We start from the raw sequence: 16,574 nt of genomic DNA on the forward strand, positions 1-16,574 counted from the left end.
GATGGTGATCCGCCGACATGGCGACCCAGGAGTGCTCGAACGCGCCGACATGCCCACGCCGCGGGCCGGATCCGGCGAAGTACTCATCCGAGTACGTGCGGTATCGGTCAACGTCTTTCTCGACGTCGCTAACCGCGCCGGCCGCGTGCCTTTCGCGCGCTACGACTTCCCGCACATCCTGGGCTCCGAGCACGCCGGCGAGGTTGTCGAGTACGGGCCCGACACTGACGCCAAGTTCCCGATCGGGTCGCGGGTGGTGGTACACAACGCGATTTCGTGCGGCTCGTGCAAGCCGTGCTCGGACGGGCGCGCTGAAAGCTGCGCCAATCTCAATCTGGTTGGCGTTACGCGCCCCGGCGCCTACGCGCAGTTCACCGTCGTGCCAGCGATCAACCTACGGCCGCTGCCGCAGCACGTGAGTTTCGTCGAGGCGGCGGCGATGAGCGTCAACGGCCCCCTTGCGACGGTGCAGCTGACCGACGCCGACGTCCGGGCCGGCGACACGGTGCTCGTCCAGGGCGCTGCGTCGTCGACGGGCACGATGTCGGCCGTCGTCGCTCGTGCCCTCGGCTGCCGGGTCTTTGGCACTACACGCAGCCCGTCCAAGCTGGCCGAGCTGCAGCGGCTGGAGCTGTTCGACGCCGTGCTGGACTCGAGCGAGCCGGGAGTTCTCAATCAAATCCGCGAGCGCAGCAGCGGTGGCGTGGACATCGTGGTCGACAACGTCGGTTCCCCAGAGCTGTGGAAGCTGACGATGGGCGCGCTCGCGCCGCGCGGCCGAGTAGTCAGCTCCGGAGCGATGTTCGGCGGAAAGGTCGAGCTGAATCTCGCCGCGCTGTACCTGGCGAGCCAGCGCGTCATCGGCGTCCGGAGCGCGAACGAGGCGTCCCGCGCGCTGTTTTGGCAGCTCGTCGAGGACCATCAGCTGCGTCCGGTGATCGATTCGACCTTCCCGCTTGACGCCGTCGCCGATGCTCATCGACGCCTTGAAGCGATGAGCAATGTCGGACGGGTCGTGATCGAGGTCGCCAGTTCTTGAGGCCTTCGACGACGACGCAACTCATGAGCCACAGCTAACCCCGGCGGCATTCGGTGTGGGACCCGGTCACGGGTCGCTAGGTCGCGGACGCGGATCGCGTCCGCGCGCGTCCAACTGTGGCCTGGGGCAGTTGTTCGTGCAAGATCATGTCCCCAGATGTCACCGGCACGAAGTGGCACGAGTGAGCCCCAGCCGGCTTCCCACGATACCGAATCGCCCTCACCGCCGCGATTCTTCGCCTGCGACCACGCACGCCTCGAGTCCTGCGAGCAGACCGCATTGCGGGTGACCGCGTTCGCGTTCCTCTCCGCGGTTCTGCTGTCGGGTTGCTTATCAACCTGGCATTCGAGTGGTGGTAGGCCGATCCCGTCGCAGGGCTGATCATCGCGGCGCCCGCGTTCGAAGAAGGACGCGATGCCGGCGCGGCGAAGGCTGCTGCGTGTCATCTTCGGCGGCCCTGCCACAGTCGCGAGCTGCCATGCGCTCCAGATTGCGGATGTTGTTGAGCCTCACCAGCAGGACGCGTCGCGCGCGGCGCGGCCGGCCGATTGTTGAGGTCAGGCGCGATGGTGGTTGCCGGGTCTGTCACGGTTGTCGGCATGGACGTCTACACGATTTCTGACGCCGGCATAGAGCAGCATGATGTTGCCAAGCTGGCGGGGCTGTTGACCGATCCCGATCTGCTGATCTGGGTGGACATGAGGGTGTGCGCCGACAGCGAGGCGTCGGTCTTGTCGGAGGTCTTCGGTTTTCATGACCTCGCGGTCCGTGATTGCGTGCAGCGCAATCACGTGTCGAAGATCCACGCCTACGACGATCATGAGTTCACAGTGGTGCATGCCCCGGACCTCGGGACCGGTGGGCACGTGCACTACGTGGAGTTGGACCAGTTCGTCGGGCCGAACTACGTGGTGACCGTGCACGGCCCGCTGAACCCGGTCGTGCAGGCGCACGTCGCGGCGCGGGAGACGAGTGCGGTGCTGCGACGGGTCAAGGAGGGCGCGCTGCGGCCGCGCTCGCCGATGGAGCTGTCGGTGGCGATCTTGTCGGCGCTCGTGCGGCACGAGACGGACCTGGTGGCGCAGTTGGCGCGCGAGTCCGGCCGCCTGGAACAGCTGGTGACCGACGACGATCGTGACGACGACCCCGAGGCGCTGCTGGAGGAGCTGTTCGTGGTGCGGCAGGAGTTGCTCGCAGTGCGCACGATGGCCGCGCACGCAAGCGCGACCTACGGTCGGATGGCCAAGCTGACGCAGCTCTCCGAGGCCGACCGGGCGTTGGTGTCCGATATCGCGGATCGGTTCGAGCTGGTATGCAGCATCGCGGAGGATCAGCGTGACTTCGTCCACGGGGTCATCGAGTTCTTCCAGACCCGCACGAGTACGCATCTGACGATCGCGACGGAGAAGCTCACGGCGACCTCGGTGCGGCAGAACAACGACACCCGCAAGATCTCGGCCTGGGTGGCGATCATCGCCGTGCCCACTGCGGTGACCGGCTTCTTCGGGCAGAACGTCCCCTACCCAGGGTTCGCGGCGCACTCGGGTTTCTACGTCTCGAGCGCGGTCATCGTCGTCGTGGCGGCGGCCCTGTACGTGGTGTTCCGGCTGAAGAAGTGGCTGTAGCGGAGTACGGAAGCGACAGATTTAGTCGCAGTCGTGGGACCCGAACGACTTGGCTGGCTCACGCAGCGCGTCCGGTCGGTACCTCATGGAAGGATTCGACGACATGAGCGATCCGATTACCCCGACGCCAGAACCGGCCGATGCCGACGCCGGCACGTACGGGCCGTTCGCTTACCTGACGGCGCCGAACTCGGTTCTCTACCGGCGGGTCATGCGCGTGCTGATGGTGGAGAAGGAACGGTTCACCGTCCACGTCCGTCCCGAGCAAGTGTACGCGGGGGTCGCCGTCGACGGTGGCGATGCCGTCACCGAGGAGGCGGTAGGCAACGCGTTGGAGAGTCTGGCGGACGGGCGGTGGGGCAACCTGCTCGCCTTCCCCGACTCCAGCCGGGTCACTGCCATCGAGGACTTCTACCGCCGGCGGATGCTGTTCCAGCTATCGCGTGCCGGCGAGGCGGCGGAGCGGGCACTGGCCCAATACGACGCCGCGCTGGGGACTCGCGGTTCGCTGCAGTCGGTCGCGCTCGAGGACATCGTCGCGTTGCTCATCACGCTGCGCCACACCGTGAGCGAGCACGCGACCGGCGCCACCGTCGACGCAGCGCTCGCGCACCAGACGCTGCGAAGCCTGCGGGAACGCTTCGTCGAACTCGCCGACAACGCCGTCGCGTTCATGGGATCGATCCAGCGGACCATCGACCTGCACGACGCCGACGTCGAGGCGTTCCTGGCCTACAAGGAACAGCTCGTCGACTACCTCGAACGCTTCATCAACGACCTGCTCGTGCGGGGCGCAGCGATCGCCGAGCTGCTCGGGTCCCTCGACGCAGCAAGCATCGACGTACTGGTGACGATCGCCGCCGAGCGCGAGGCGGTCGACGCAGCGCCCGGCGAGGCCGAGACGGCGGCCGCGTCGGCACGGCAGGCGTGGCTGCGGCAGTGGTCTGGCCTCACCGACTGGTTCGTCAGCACCCCAGCACGTGAGAGCGAGGCCAAGTTGTTGCGCGCGCGGGCCCGCTCGGCGATCCCGGCACTGCTGGCCGTTGTCCGCGCGCTGCACGAGAAGGCAGGTGGACGCACCGACCGCACCCATGACTTCGTGACCCTGGCGCGGTGGTTCGCGACGCTCCCCGCGGACGGCGACCGGCACCGGCTGTGGCGTTCGGCGTTCGGACTCACGCCGGTCCGGCATCTCAGCATCACCGCGGCCACCGAGGACGCCTGGGCGTCCGCCGACCTCGGCAACGTGACGCCGTGGGCCGATGCGCCGCCGCTGGAGATCAGCCCGCAGCTCCGCCGCACCGGCGCCTACGAACGCCGCGGCAAGGCGGTCCGGGTCACCGACCGGTCCGTCGCGAAGGCGCTGCTGGTCGATCGGGCCAGGCAGGAGGCCGAGCAGACCGCGGCGGCCCGGCGCCGCATCCTCACCGGCGGACCGAAGCCGCTGTCCGCGTTCGGCGTGCTCGACCCGGAGTCGTTCCGGCTCTTCCTCGCGCTGCTCGGGGACGCGCTGGCGGCGATGGGACCGAACCCGGAGACTGCGCAGGTGCACACCTCCGACGGTGAACTGACGGTCACGTTGATCCGGACGCCTGGGTCGGGGGTCGCCGTGATCAACACTGCGGACGGCACGCTCGCCGGGCCCGACCACCTCGTCGACATCGCGTCGGCCGTCGATGAGGCCGCGGGTGACCTCGTAAACTGGGCCGCCGGATGACCCGGATGAGCCGGCTCGATCTTGCGCCGAGGATCTCGAGCGCTCTGGACGACCGCGATTCCGAGGGTCGCACGCGCGTGCTCCGCGCGCTGCTGATGCGCCCTGTGCTGCGTGCGCAGACCGACGGCGAACTCGTGCGGCTGGCCCGGCGGCACGCCGAGGAGTTGCGGGAGTGGTTCGAGCGGGAGACCGGCTGGCGACTCGTCGTCGACGCGCAGACGGCACGGCTGCAGTTGTCCTACGTCCCGGACGGTCCGACCGCCGTCGCCGTCGCCGAGCGGCATCCGGCCCGAGCGCGCAGCGGCGACCCGGGGTTCACCCGCCGCCGGTACGTCCTGCTCTGCGTCACCCTCGCCGTGCTGGAACGGTCGGACCCGCAGGTCGCGCTGGGCAGGGTGGCCGACGAGGTGGTGCTCGCGGCCAGGCAGCCCGGGCTGGAGGGTATCGAGTTCACGCTTGCCGATCGCGAACAGCGAACCGACCTCGTCGCCGCCATCCGATTGCTGCTGCGCTACGGAGTCCTTACCCGTGTGGCCGGCGACGAGGAGTCCTACACCGCAGGCAGCGGCGACGCGCTCTACGACGTCGACCGACGCGTGCTCGCGACGATGCTGTCCGCGCCGCACAGCCCAGGACTCGTCGCGTCCGCACTCGGCGCGGCCCCTACGATCGGCGAGATCGAGAACGCGTTGCACGAACCGCCGCCGGCCTATACAGAGGACGAGGCCACCCGTCGTCTGCGCCACGCGGTCACGCGCCGGCTGCTGTGCGACCCGGTCGTCTACTACGACGAGCTCCCCGAGCCGGAGCGTCTCTACCTGGTGGGCCAGCGGGTGCAGCTCACCCGGCGGCTCGCCGACGCGACCGGCCTGGTCGCCGAACTGCGTGCGGAGGGGATAGCACTCGTCGACCCCGACGATCAGCTCACCGACGTCCGCATGCCGGAGCAGGGCACCGACGGGCACGCCACCCTGCTGCTGGCCGAGTACCTCGCACGCGTCGGCTCCGTAGACGTTGTCGGGCTCCGCCGCCTCGTCAAGGGGCTGGCGAAGCAGAACGCGGGGTTCTGGCGCCGCACGACCCGCGAACCCGGTGCCGAGAACGCCCTTGTCGCCGATGCGCTCGACCGGCTGGTCGGCCTCGGCCTAGCGCGCGTGACGGGAACCGGCAACGACGCCGTGGTCCATCCCTTACCGGCGCTGCGACGGTTTGCGGTCACTGCCCCCACCATCCGGCAGCGGACCGACCGTTGACGAACGTCGACGACAGCTGGCTCGACCCCGCGACGGCGAGCCCGGACGCGCTGCCGCATCCCGTCACCGCGCGATGGTCGCCGCTGCGACTGGGTGTGGTCGACCTCTTCTACTACGACGACGAGCAGTTCTGGTTCCACGACGGCCGGTTGCTTTTGCGCGGCAACAACGGCACCGGCAAGTCGAAGGTGCTGGCGCTGTCCCTCCCGTTCCTGCTCGACGGGTCGCTCGCGCCCCGGCGGGTCGAACCGGACGCCGATCCCAAGAAGCGGATGGAGTGGAACCTGCTGCTCGGCGGCGCGCACCCGCACAGCGAGCGAACGGGCTACACCTGGGTCGAGTTCGGTCGGCTCGACGACGACGGCCCCGAACAGTTCATCACCCTCGGCATCGGCCTCAAGGCGGCTGCCAACCGAGGAATCGTCAAGCACTGGTACTTCACCACGTCGCGACGGATCGGTGAGCTGCGACTGCTCGACGAGTCCGGCACCGTATTGAGCCAGGAACGGCTGCGCGACGCGGTCGCCGGGTCTGGTCAGCTGTACACAACCCAGGAGGCCTATCGACGGGCGGTGGACGAGGCGCTGTTCCGGCTCGGGCCGGAACGGTACGCGGCACTGGTCGACCTGCTCATCCAGTTACGGCAACCGCAGCTGTCGAAACGTCCGGACGAGCGCGCCCTGTCCGCGGCGCTCACCGAAGCCCTCGCCCCGCTCGACCAGGCCGTCGTCGCTGACGTCGCGGAGTCGTTCCGCTCGCTGGAGGAGGAGCGCCTCGCGATCGACGACAGCAGGCAGACGCTCGGCGCCGCCGAGGCGTTCCTGAAGGACTACCGCGCGTACGCGCGCGTCGCGGCACGCCGTCGCACCACGCGCGTGCGCGTCACCAACTCCGCCTACGAGCACGCCGGACGCGACCTCGCCAAGGCCGAGACCGATCTCGCCGAGGCGGCCGCCGAGGTCGAGCGGATCGCGGCGGCGCAAGCAACCGCCGTGCAGCGGCAGCAGCAACTGACCGGTCAGGACCAGGCGCTGCGTGAGAGCCCGGAGATGCGCGACGCGGCGCGTCTGCACGAGGCCGAGATGGCGGCTGCCGAGAAGGAACGGCAGCTGGCCGAAGGCAACGGCCGTCTGGCCGACGCACGGTCACGCGCCCAGCAGTACGCGGCCGAGGAACAGCAGGCGAGCGCCCGCTTCCGGACAGTCTCGGCGGACGCCGACCTGCGCGAGAGCGCGGCGGCGCCGCTCGCCGATGCCGCCGGTCTGGCGACCGAGCACCCGCAGGTTCGTGCCGACGAAGCGGCGGCCGGCCGGGTGCTCGGCCGTCGCCGTGAGCAGATCGCCCACGTTCGAGGCCTGGTCCGCGAAGCGGCCAAGGTGAGGGCTCACGCGGACGGGTTGCGCAACGCCCTGGACGTCGCCGAAGCGAACGCGGCCCGGCGAGCGGAGGCCGTCCGCGCGGCTGGGGTGCAGGTGGACGAGACGGTCGGCGCGTACACCGAGCAGGTCCGCCGCTATCTCGACGCGCTCACCATCGTCGTACTCGACGGCGCCGTCGACGAGACGGTGGAGACGGCGGAGGGCTGGGCGAGGCGCTTCGACGGGGAGTCTCCCGTCCGTGCCGCAGTGGGCGCGGCCGCCGAACACGCTCGGGTTGTCCTGGCGCAACGCCAGGCGGTGGGCACGCAGCAGGAGCGCCAGCTCGCCGGCCAGCTCGCGGACCTGAACGCACGCATCGCTGCGCTGGAGGCGGGTACCGATCCCGAGCCGCCGCGCGCTCCGGGCCGCGCGCCCGTCACGGTGCACTCGGCGGGCGCGCCGCTGTGGCGGGTCACCGACTTCGCCGCCGGGATAGCCGACGCGCGCCGAGCTGCCGTCGAAGCGGCGCTTCAGTCGGCCGGGCTCCTCGACGCGTGGGTGTTCGCCGACGGAACGGTGCAGGCCGACGGCGACGTGATCCTCGGCCCGTCCGGTGCCGAGGCCGACGGAGCGTCGCTGGCCGAGGTGCTGGTGCCGTCGGTCGGCGCGGACGCGGCGGTGACGGACCTCGTCGTCGCTCACGTCCTGTCTCGCATCGGTCTCGGTGCGGACTCCGGCGCCGCCCTGTGGGTGGCTGTCGACGGACGCTGGGGCGCCGGCCCGGCCCGCGGATCGTGGTCTAAGGAGCGGGCCGAGTACGTCGGCGCGGGAGCGCGGAGGCCCATCGTCGACAGCTCCTTATCGAGCTGCGAGCCGAGGCGACGACGCTCGAACACGCGCGCTCCGCTGCGCAGGCCGAGGTAGCGGAGGCCGACCGGTTGACCGCTGCGGTCGCGACCGAGCTCGCGGGATACCCGGCACACGCCGAGCGTGAAGTCTCGACCGCGCACGCCGACGTCGCCGCGGCCGAGCGCGAGCTGGTAAGCGCTGAGCAGCAGGTGACCAGCGTCCGCGCCTCGTCGGACCAGGCCGAGGCGCAGGCCGCGGTTGCGACGGCGGAACGCGACGAGACCGCGCGCGGAATGGGGCTCGGCGTCACCCGAGAAGGTCTCGACGCTGCGCTGACCGCCGTCAACGCCTACGCCGAGGCTCTGATCGAGCTGCGCCGGTCGGTCGAGGCGGCGGACGCGGCTGCGGCAGCCGGTAAGCAGGCCGCGGCTCGGACCGCAGAGGCCGACCGGTTGCTCGCCGATCACGAGACGTCCGTGCGCGAACTGCACGAGGCGGCGACCCGGTTACGGGCGCGGGCGGACGAACTGCAGGCGAGCGTCGGAGCGTCCGTCGCCGAGCTTCAGGCCCGACTGGGCGAGACCGCCGCCGCACTCAGCCGGGTCGCCGAGGAGCGGGCGAGCCTGGAGGCCCAGCAGCTGTCGGCGACGGCGAGGCGCGCGACGCTCGAGGAGCGTGGCCGGGAACTCGCGATCCGGCGCGAGGAGCGGTCGGCCGAACGGGCAGAGGTGATCGACGCGCTGCGCCTGTTCGCCGGCACCGGTCTGCTGCGCGTCGCGCTCCCGGAGCTCGACGTGCCCGACCCGGGTGTTCCGGACGGATGGAACGTCACCGCGGCGCTCGCCCTGTCCCGCACCGCCGAGCAGCACCTCGAGGCGATTGAGGAGTCCGACGATGCGTGGAGCCGGGCGCAGCAACGCGTGTCCACCGCGCAGACCACGCTGGCCGCGCAGATGAGCCGGCACGGTCATACCGCGTGGGTCGAGCAGCACGACGACGTGCTGGTCGCGCGGGTGCGTTACCTCAGCGACGAGGTCGACATCGACCGGCTGGCCGACCGGTTGGCGGCCGACGTCGCCGAGCGCGAACGTCTGCTGAGCGCGCGCGAACGCGAGATCCTGGAGAACCATCTGGTCAACGAGGTCGCCGGCCACCTGCATGAGCTATTGCTGGGCGCCGAGGGCCAGATCACGCGGATCAACACGGAGTTGTCGCACCGTAAGACCTCCACCGGGATGCAGCTGCGAGTGCGCTGGCAGGCGCGGTCGGACGGTCCCGCCGGCCTGGTCGCGTCGCGCGCGCTGATGCTGCGATCGGACGCCACCTGGACCGCCGAGGACCGAAGCGCGATCGGCGACTTCCTGCAGGCCCAGATCGCGATCGTCCGGCAGGCCGACCCGACCGGCAGCTGGAACGAGCACCTGGAGCACGCGCTGGACTACCGGCAGTGGCACTCCTTCGTGGTCGAGCGCTGGCAGAACGGCCAGTGGCGTTCGGCCAGCGGGCCCGCGTCGGGTGGTGAGAAAGTGCTCGCCGTTTCGGTGCCGCTGTTCGCCGCGGCGGCAGCCCACTACAACTCCGCGGGCCCGCTCGCCCCGCGGCTGATCTTGCTCGACGAAGCGTTCGCCGGTGTTGACGACGACTCGCGCGCCAAGTCCCTCGGCCTGCTGGCCACCTTCGACCTGGACGTCGTGATGACCAGCGAGCGCGAGTGGGGGTGCTACCCGCAGGTGCCGGGCCTCGCGATCGCCCAGCTGTCGCGCGCGGAGGGCGTCGACGCCGTCGGCGTCACCCGCTGGCGCTGGGACGGGCAGCGGCGCACCCGCCTCGACGACGTCGCGAGCGGTGCACGCGCGGGAGTGTTCGCCGCGCCGCCCGCAGGGGAGTCCCTGTTCGGATGAGCGATCGCACCGGTGACCGATCGGCGCTCGAACGATTGCTCGGCGGAGCTGAGACGGCGTGGCTCGTGCAGCGCGTCCGCGGCCGGATCGTCGCCGCTCGCGACGAACCGCTCACCGGGGTGGTGCAGCTGCGCGAGCCGACCGGCGAGCAGCGCGCGGGCGTCGTGCGTCTGGTCGGGCCGTCGCGACGGGCGGGGGAGGGCTTGCGGGTGGACCTTGCCGCCGTCGAGGAGGTTCTGCGCCGCGGCCCGTGGCCGGCCGGCCTCGCCGACGCGGTGCAGACGCTCACCGGTCCCGTCGTCGATAGCGTCGCCGAGCGGCAACGCGACACGGCCGAGTGGGAGGCGGCGCGCCGTCTGCTGTCAGGTGCGGCAGCCCGGTTTACAGGCCTTGCGGAATGGTGGGACGGCTGGTGTGCCGCAGGCGGGCTGAAACGCTCGGCGCGGGCCGAGGCTGGGCGCACCGGCCGGGCGAGCGGGCCGGCGGTGGCGTCGGAACTCGTCGGTGATGTCGCGCGCGTACTGGTCGCGCTCCCGTCATCGGGGGAGCCCTTGGCGATGCTCGCCCGACGGACGGTCGGCGACGCGCACGCGCTGGACTCCTCCCGACCGCTAGGTCGTCTCGCAGCCACGGTCGTCGGCGAGGCATTCGCCCCCGGGCAACCGGTGCCGGTCCGCGACGCATGGGCGGCCGCCGGCGTCGTCCTATCCAACGTCGCCTCGACGGTGTTGTGCCTCGGTGTTCCTGGTCGGTCGGCTGTGGACGAGCAGCTGCCTCCGGGGGCCGCGGGCGTGGCGACGTCGACGGCGCTCGAGGCCATGCGCACGGCCCGTATGCCGGTCGTTCTCACGCTCGACCAGGTCCGCTCCGACGGCGTCGCGGCGCTGCCATCGGACGCGACCGTGCACGTATGCGAGAACCCGACCGTTGTCGAGGTCGCGGCACACCGCTGGGCCAGGGTCGACGTCGGCTCCGCGCCAGTATTGGTCTGCACCGGCGGCCAGCCGAGCACCGCCGTGATCGAACTGCTGGAGACGCTGACGTCGCACGGGGCGGCGTGCCGGTTCCACGGCGACTTCGACTGGGGCGGTCTGCGTATCGCCCGAGTACTGCTGCAGCGCATCGCGTGGTCGCCATGGCGGTACTCGGCGGCCGACTACGCGGCGCTCGCCGCCGGTCCGCGCTCGCGGGCCCTGATCGGCACTCCGGCCGGGTCGCCGTGGGAGCCGGCACTCGCGGCGGTCATGGCCGACTACGGCCTGGCCATCGAGGAGGAGGCTGTGGCGGACGTGCTGGCGGACGACCTCGTTGCCGAGGGCGGCGCGGAGTAGGTGCGGTTCCTTGTGAACGTTCAACCCGGGTAGGAGTGTCCCGGAAAGAAGGCTTCTGCATCCAGGGCTACCCGGGTGTCGGCTCAGTGTTTCGAAGCCCGCAAGTGAGGTCGGGTGGGGGTGATCTCCCGATTCGTGACGTGCCGGAGGACGTAGTGGCAGCTACCGATCCGCGCGCCGGGCGCCTTGGACTGTCGCGCACGCTGTCTCTGCGTCGCAAGCTCGCACAGGATGCACGCTCGACCGGTCCGGTCACTGGTGCGGACCTGCGTGCGCTCTCGGCGACGTTCGCTGATCTCGGCCGCGCCTGGCGATGCGCTGGAACTGGTACGGGTCGGCGTACTCGGTCATGGCGGTGACGGCGCCGACTAGACCGGCGCCTTTCACCCCGCCGCCCTCGAGGACGAGATCGGTTTTCGGCATGGGATTCCCCTGACGGCTATGGAGCGCAGGGCTTACTGCTGGGTGAGGGTGGCGACGGTGACGTGCGGCCAGTTGAGGCCGTTGAAGTTCAGCAGCACGGTCTGGGTGCACTGGAGCCGCGGGATTAGCCGCGCACCCGTACGGCGAGCTGCTGCGCTCGCACGAGCCGCGTCTCAGCCTGGCCCGGCGTGTGCCGGTGGGTGTGGTCGGCGTGATCGCGCCCTTCAACTTCCCGCTGATCCTCTCGATCCGGGCCGTCGCGCCGGCGCTGGCGCTGGGCAACGCGGTGGTGCTCAAGCCCGACCCGCGCACCGCGGTCAGCGGCGGCGTCACGCTGGCCCGCATCTTCCAGGAGGCAGGGTTGCCCGCGGGGCGTGCTGAGCGTGCTGCCCGGCGGCAGCGACGTCGGCGAGGCCCTGGTGATCCATCGCGACGTCCGGGTCATCGCCTTCACCGGCTCCACAGGCGCCGGCCGGCGCGTGGCGCGCTCGCTGCCGAGCATCTCAAGCGGGTGCACCTCGAGCTCGGCGGCAACAGTGCCCTGCTCGTCCTCGAGGACGAGGACGTCGAGCAGGCCGCGAGCGTCGGTGCCTGGGGGTCGTTCTTCCACCAGGGCCAGATCTGCATGGCCACCGGCCGGCACGTGGTGCACGCCTCGATGTACGACGAGTACGTCGAGCGCCTCGCCGCGCACGCCGAGGCGCTGCCCGTGGCAATCCGGCGACGGGCCAGGTTGCGCTCGGCCCGATCATCGACGCCCCGCAGCGCGACAAGGTCACGCCGTCGTCACCGCCACCGTCGACGCGGGCGCAAAGCTGGTGACCGGTGGCACGTACGACGAGCTGTTCTGCCGGCCGACCGTGCTCGGTTCGGTGCCCACCGACAGCCCGGCGTTCGAGCAGGAGATCTTCGGCCCGGTGGCACCCGTGCTGTCGGTGGACGGTGTCGATGAGGCGGTCGAGCTCGCACGACGCTCGGAGTACGGCCTGTCCCTCGGCATCCTCACCCGCGATGCGTTGCGTGGCCTCGAGATCGCCGAGCAGACCCCGTCCGGGCTGGTGCACATCAACGACCAGACCGTGAACGACGAGGCGACGATCCCGTTCGGCGGCGTGCTCGCGTCAGGCACAGGCTCACGCACGGTGGCGCACAGGCCAATCTCGACGCCTTCGCCGACACCCAGTGGGTGACGGTCCGCCGCACGCTGCCCAGCTACCCGTTCTGACCCGCTCGGCGGCGGTGCGCCCGGGTCTGTCACCGCCACCGGCGGCGCGCGGATACCCAGTTCGTGCACGGTTGCACCGAGCCGCGGCGCACGCCTGCACAGGACGGGAGCACCTCGGGCGGTTCGCCTTCGATCAGGCGGGCGACGCCGTTCATCGTCACCTCGCGCTCGGGCGTCCAGAACCGCTTCTGCGGTTGGTAGCCGCTCATGAACAGCTCGCAGTCGCAGCAGCAGGCGCCCACGCGGCTGAGCCGCACTCGAAGAGCGGTGGCTCGCGGGGCCGCCGCGTCGCGGAACCGGATAGCGTGGCGATGGGTGCCGTCGCACGGGTACTCGTCGAGCTGGCGCCATACGTAGCAGCACAGGCATTCGCCCTCGTACACCGCAGTGAGTTCGGCTGCCAGCTGACGTACCAGCGCCTCGGCCTGGTCGATGATCGATGGATCGGTAAAAGGGTCTGCAGTCATGCCACCGTTGTAGCGGCGACCTCCGACAGTTCTCAGCGCGCAGGCTGTAGCGCGGGCGTGTCGTCGGCGATGTGAGCGAGCACCTGCAGCAGCAGGGCCCGTTCCTTCGGCTCGACGCCAGCGAGAGCACGGGCCTCGGCCGCGTCGCGGGCGGTGGCGAACTTGGCGAAGATGCGCTGGCCGGCCGGTGTGATCTGCGGGATACGCACCCGGCGATCGTTCGGATCAACGGTGCGGACGATGAGTTCGTGGCGCTCGAGCCGGTCGAGCACGGAGATCAACGTCGTCTTGTCGACGCACACCATCCGGCTCAGTTCGAGCTGGGTGCGCTGCTGACCATCGTCGAGGGCAGCCAGCACGAACCAGTCGCGGACGTCCCGGAGGCCCATCTCCACGGCGGCCCGGTCGAGGTCGGCGGCCACCCGCTCAGCGGCGGCGTGCAGCAAGAACATGAGGTCGGACGACCGGAAGATGCAGGGCGCAGCGGGTTCCTCTGTCGAAGATCGACGGGCTCCCATGTCCTGCATATTAACCGAACATTGCCATACCGTCAACAGTCGGATGACTGCTCATCGGATCGTCTTGACTCGGACGATCGGAGTTCGTAACGTACGTCCTGCCTGCAAAGGCACCACATCGACGATCGAAGGACCACGACCGTGAGCTCAATTCAGACCGACGCCGCCAAGAGCGTCGACTCGCGACGTTGGGTGGCGCTCGTCGTCATCGCCGTCGCCCAATTGATGGTGGTGCTCGACGCCAGCATCGTGAACATCGCCCTGCCGTCCGCCCAACGGTCACTGCACATCTCCGATGCCAATCGCCAGTGGGTCGTCACCGCGTACGCGCTCGCCTTCGGCGGCCTGCTGCTGCTCGGTGGCCGCGTCGCCGACTTCATCGGCCGCAAGCGCGCGTTCGTCATCGGCCTGATCGGCTTCGGTATTGCTTCTGCCATCGGCGGCATCGCGCAGAACCAGGGCGAGCTGTTCGCCGCCCGCGGCCTGCAGGGCGCCTTCGCCGCGCTCATGGCCCCGGCTGCGTTGTCGCTGATCACTGTGACGTTCACCGAGCCGCGCGAGCGGGCCCGCGCCTTCGGCGTTTATGGGGGCATCTCCGGCGGCGGCGCCGCGCTCGGCCTGATCCTCGGCGGCGTGCTCACCGAGTACGCCTCGTGGCGCTGGACCCTGCTTGTCAACACCCCGATCGCCATCGCCACCGCCGCGGCAGCCCTGTTCGTGGTGCGCGAAAGCCGAGCCGAGGGCACGGCGCGTTACGACATCCCCGGCGTCGTCACCAGCACGCTCGGCCTCGTCGCGCTCGTCTACGGCTTCACCAAGGCCAACGAGGACGGCTGGTCGGCCACGACCACGATCGTCCTGCTCGCCGCGGCTGTCGTGCTGCTGGCCGCATTCGTCGTGATCGAGAAGAACACGGCCGAACCGTTGCTGCCGCCGCGCGTGTTCACCGAGCGCAACCGCGCCGGCGCGTTCCTCGTCTCACTGCTCATCGGGCTCGCGCTGTTCGGGATGTTCCTGTTCCTCGTCTACTACCTGCAGGGGACGCTGCACTACTCCGCGGTGAAGTCCGGCCTCGCCTTCCTGCCCTTCAGCGCCGGCATCATCGTCGCCGCGGGCCTGGCCAGCGGTCTGCTGCCGCGGGTGGGACCGCGTCCGCTCATGGTCGGCGGCACCCTGCTGGCCGCAGTGGGTATGGCCTGGTTCACCCAGTTGCGCGTCGACTCGGGCTACGTCCTACACATCCTGCCGGCCGAGATCGTCATGAGCCTGGGCATGGGCTTCGCGTTTGTCGCGCTGTCGAGCACGGCGCTCATCGGCGTGGCCGACCGGGACGCCGGCGTGGCCAGTGCGCTGGTCAACACCACCCAGCAGGTCGGCGGGTCGCTCGGCACCGCGCTGCTCAACACCATTGCGGCAACGGCGACCGTGCACTACGTCCGCGACCACGGCCGCTCCAGTGACGCCGCCGGTGCAGTGCACGGTTACACCGTGGCCTTCACCTGGGGTCTCGGTGCGCTGATCATCGCCACGGTGCTGGCCTTCGTGCTAATCGCCAAGCAGCGGACGACCGCTTCCCCCACTGGTGACGAAACGGTGTTCGAGCACGCCGAGGAGCTCGGCGCCGTCCGTTAGGTCCGGCTCGGCGCCACCGCCGCTCGCACATCGAATCGTGCGAGGTCGCCGGCGGCGCGGCCGGCGCCGTAGCCGGCCGAATTGGACGCGGACACGCGGCGTTCGACGAGGTCCGGGAACAGCTCGGTGAAGGCACCGTGCACTGCTCCGCGACGCGCGGCGAGAACGGGGACGAGCGCGCCGCCGTCGTGCTCACCGTCGAAGGCGGATTCGGCCGCTGTCGCGGAATCGCGCAGCCGCTCGCCGATCCGGCCGGCATAGGCGACCAGGAACGACTGCCGGAACGAGCGGGTGAGTGACGTGCCGTAGCGGGTGACGTGCGAGCCGGCCTGGGTCATGGCACGGGTGGCCTGGACGAGCAAGGACATGGTCAGCAGCTCGCCGACGTCGAGGTCGGTGGCGTGGCCGACCACGGATACGAAACCCAGGACGGACTGTACGGCCTGGCAGTTGTTCGCGTGCGCCACGACTCCGACGAGCAGTGCCTTCGCGTCGACGTAGGGGTTTTCGAGCCACAGCCTCATGCTCGGTGAACTCGGCCTTGGCCAGCAGCCCGCGCACCCGCCGCAGCACCTTGGCGTCGATGCCTTCGACGGCCGATACCGCCTCGGCACGTTCGCCCGGGGCGGGCAGCACCTTCGACACGACCGGCAGTGCGCAGGTGACAGCGAGCACGGCAAGCAGTTGATCAAGGGCCTCGGGCCAGTCCAGGCCGGCCTGCCGTCCCCAGGCCAAGGAGGGTGACACCCCTGCGGTGGCCGGCGCACTCGCGCCCAGTGCGTCGAGCTGGGCCTGCCAGCGCGGGTCGACGAGGTGCGTCGGGTACCGGTCGATCACGGCAGCCAGCTCTTGCAGCACCCGCGAAATCCCGGGCACCGGACCCTAGCGACGCACCACCTCGTAGATGTCGACCGGCGTCCACCCGGCCCTGATCAGGGCGGCCGTTGCGGTGGCGAACTCCCCATCGACCGCAGCATCGAGGGTCGGCTGACCGCCGCGCACGAGGACGCGCATCATGCGGCCCAGCAACAGCGCGGCGGTGCCGGCCGCACACGTCTCGTTGTCCAGCCCTGGGCGGTGCCTGCCGACGGTCCGCGACCGCGCTGCTCCTGGGCTCGCCGACGCTGCTTCGCCGTCCGCCGCTGGCGGTTGTTCTGTCCCATGCCGCTCATCATCGACGACGGGTCGGACACCTCGGCCGTCCCGTCCACAGCCGCGGTGCGCAGACCCGACCAT

General features: G+C 70.5%; 12 protein-coding genes and 2 pseudogenes. 9 read left to right on the forward strand and 5 right to left on the reverse strand.

Features of this window, described 5'->3' with window-relative positions; genetic code table 11:
• Position 1 precedes the first annotated feature (1 nt).
• The 6 genes and pseudogenes from ACFFC4_RS15735 to ACFFC4_RS15760 all read left to right on the forward strand — a co-directional run bounded on the left by ACFFC4_RS15735 (position 2) and on the right by ACFFC4_RS15760 (position 11,073).
• On the forward strand, positions 2-1,039 hold the full coding sequence (locus ACFFC4_RS15735; RefSeq protein WP_375502530.1) for an alcohol dehydrogenase catalytic domain-containing protein: 1,038 nt from the start codon (positions 2-4) through the stop codon (positions 1,037-1,039).
• Positions 1,040-1,638: 599 nt separating this feature from the next.
• Positions 1,639-2,664: a magnesium transporter CorA family protein gene (locus ACFFC4_RS15740; protein ID WP_375502532.1), complete on the forward strand. Its 1,026-nt coding sequence runs from the start codon at positions 1,639-1,641 to the stop codon at positions 2,662-2,664.
• Positions 2,665-2,767: 103 nt separating this feature from the next.
• On the forward strand, positions 2,768-4,381 hold the full coding sequence (locus ACFFC4_RS15745) for a TIGR02677 family protein (RefSeq protein ID WP_375502534.1): 1,614 nt from the start codon (positions 2,768-2,770) through the stop codon (positions 4,379-4,381).
• Positions 4,378-5,634: a TIGR02678 family protein gene (locus tag ACFFC4_RS15750; protein ID WP_375502536.1), complete on the forward strand. Its 1,257-nt coding sequence runs from the start codon at positions 4,378-4,380 to the stop codon at positions 5,632-5,634. Before ACFFC4_RS15745 ends, ACFFC4_RS15750 begins: the two co-directional genes overlap by 4 nt.
• Before the next feature lie 95 nt (positions 5,635-5,729).
• Positions 5,730-9,742: pseudogene (locus ACFFC4_RS15755) on the forward strand (TIGR02680 family protein).
• A complete protein-coding gene (locus ACFFC4_RS15760; protein WP_375502538.1) occupies positions 9,739-11,073 on the forward strand; it encodes a TIGR02679 family protein in 1,335 nt (444 codons plus the stop codon). Before ACFFC4_RS15755 ends, ACFFC4_RS15760 begins: the two are co-directional and overlap by 4 nt.
• Positions 11,074-11,325: 252 nt before the next feature.
• Here ACFFC4_RS15760 and ACFFC4_RS15765 read toward each other — a convergent pair whose 3' ends face one another.
• Complete coding sequence (locus ACFFC4_RS15765; RefSeq protein WP_375502540.1) at positions 11,326-11,496, reverse strand: hypothetical protein; 171 nt, start codon at positions 11,494-11,496, stop codon at positions 11,326-11,328.
• 94 nt (positions 11,497-11,590) lie between these two features.
• Here ACFFC4_RS15765 and ACFFC4_RS15770 point away from each other — a divergent pair.
• A pseudogene (locus tag ACFFC4_RS15770) lies at positions 11,591-12,721 on the forward strand (aldehyde dehydrogenase family protein); the annotation flags it as partial.
• 29 nt (positions 12,722-12,750) lie between these two features.
• Here ACFFC4_RS15770 and ACFFC4_RS15775 read toward each other — a convergent pair.
• Together ACFFC4_RS15775 and ACFFC4_RS15780 are read right to left on the reverse strand one after the other, a co-directional pair.
• The gene (locus ACFFC4_RS15775; RefSeq protein WP_375502542.1) at positions 12,751-13,188 is read right to left on the reverse strand and encodes a DUF2695 domain-containing protein; all 438 of its coding nucleotides are present in this window, start codon (positions 13,186-13,188) and stop codon (positions 12,751-12,753) included.
• A 32-nt stretch (positions 13,189-13,220) separates the two neighbouring features.
• Positions 13,221-13,640 carry a MarR family winged helix-turn-helix transcriptional regulator gene (locus ACFFC4_RS15780; RefSeq protein ID WP_375502544.1) on the reverse strand — a complete coding sequence of 140 codons (420 nt, stop codon included), beginning with the start codon at positions 13,638-13,640 and terminating at the stop codon, positions 13,221-13,223.
• A gap of 207 nt (positions 13,641-13,847) precedes the next feature.
• Here ACFFC4_RS15780 and ACFFC4_RS15785 point away from each other — a divergent pair, with 207 nt between their 5' ends.
• Positions 13,848-15,338: an MFS transporter gene (locus tag ACFFC4_RS15785; protein WP_375502546.1), complete on the forward strand. Its 1,491-nt coding sequence runs from the start codon at positions 13,848-13,850 to the stop codon at positions 15,336-15,338.
• On the opposite strand, the gene ACFFC4_RS15790 is transcribed toward ACFFC4_RS15785, so the two are convergent.
• Positions 15,335-15,862, reverse strand: a complete 528-nt coding sequence (locus tag ACFFC4_RS15790) for a hypothetical protein (RefSeq protein ID WP_375502548.1) — start codon at positions 15,860-15,862, stop codon at positions 15,335-15,337. The two genes, ACFFC4_RS15785 and ACFFC4_RS15790, sit on opposite strands and share 4 nt — an antisense overlap.
• Here ACFFC4_RS15790 and ACFFC4_RS15795 point away from each other — a divergent pair.
• Positions 15,861-16,082 carry a hypothetical protein gene (locus ACFFC4_RS15795; RefSeq protein ID WP_375502550.1) on the forward strand — a complete coding sequence of 74 codons (222 nt, stop codon included), beginning with the start codon at positions 15,861-15,863 and terminating at the stop codon, positions 16,080-16,082. The two genes, ACFFC4_RS15790 and ACFFC4_RS15795, sit on opposite strands and share 2 nt — an antisense overlap.
• A 138-nt stretch (positions 16,083-16,220) precedes the next feature.
• Here ACFFC4_RS15795 and ACFFC4_RS15800 read toward each other — a convergent pair whose 3' ends face one another.
• On the reverse strand, positions 16,221-16,355 hold the full coding sequence (locus tag ACFFC4_RS15800) for a hypothetical protein (protein WP_375502552.1): 135 nt from the start codon (positions 16,353-16,355) through the stop codon (positions 16,221-16,223).
• Between the last annotated feature and the right edge of the window lie 219 nt (positions 16,356-16,574).

The organism is uncultured Jatrophihabitans sp. (assembly GCF_964244045.1).
GTDB lineage: Bacteria > Actinomycetota > Actinomycetes > Mycobacteriales > Jatrophihabitantaceae > Jatrophihabitans.

Coding starts and splice junctions, on each gene's coding strand:
- ACFFC4_RS15735 (WP_375502530.1), top strand. CDS start 2: ATGGTGATCCGCCGACATGGCGACCCAGGAGTGCTCGAACGCGCCGAC.
- ACFFC4_RS15740 (WP_375502532.1), top strand. CDS start 1,639: ATGGACGTCTACACGATTTCTGACGCCGGCATAGAGCAGCATGATGTT.
- ACFFC4_RS15745 (WP_375502534.1), top strand. CDS start 2,768: ATGAGCGATCCGATTACCCCGACGCCAGAACCGGCCGATGCCGACGCC.
- ACFFC4_RS15750 (WP_375502536.1), top strand. CDS start 4,378: ATGACCCGGATGAGCCGGCTCGATCTTGCGCCGAGGATCTCGAGCGCT.
- ACFFC4_RS15760 (WP_375502538.1), top strand. CDS start 9,739: ATGAGCGATCGCACCGGTGACCGATCGGCGCTCGAACGATTGCTCGGC.
- ACFFC4_RS15765 (WP_375502540.1), bottom strand. CDS start 11,496: ATGCCGAAAACCGATCTCGTCCTCGAGGGCGGCGGGGTGAAAGGCGCC.
- ACFFC4_RS15775 (WP_375502542.1), bottom strand. CDS start 13,188: ATGACTGCAGACCCTTTTACCGATCCATCGATCATCGACCAGGCCGAG.
- ACFFC4_RS15780 (WP_375502544.1), bottom strand. CDS start 13,640: ATGTTCTTGCTGCACGCCGCCGCTGAGCGGGTGGCCGCCGACCTCGAC.
- ACFFC4_RS15795 (WP_375502550.1), top strand. CDS start 15,861: ATGCTCGGTGAACTCGGCCTTGGCCAGCAGCCCGCGCACCCGCCGCAG.
- ACFFC4_RS15790 (WP_375502548.1), bottom strand. CDS start 15,862: ATGAGGCTGTGGCTCGAAAACCCCTACGTCGACGCGAAGGCACTGCTC.
- ACFFC4_RS15800 (WP_375502552.1), bottom strand. CDS start 16,355: ATGATGCGCGTCCTCGTGCGCGGCGGTCAGCCGACCCTCGATGCTGCG.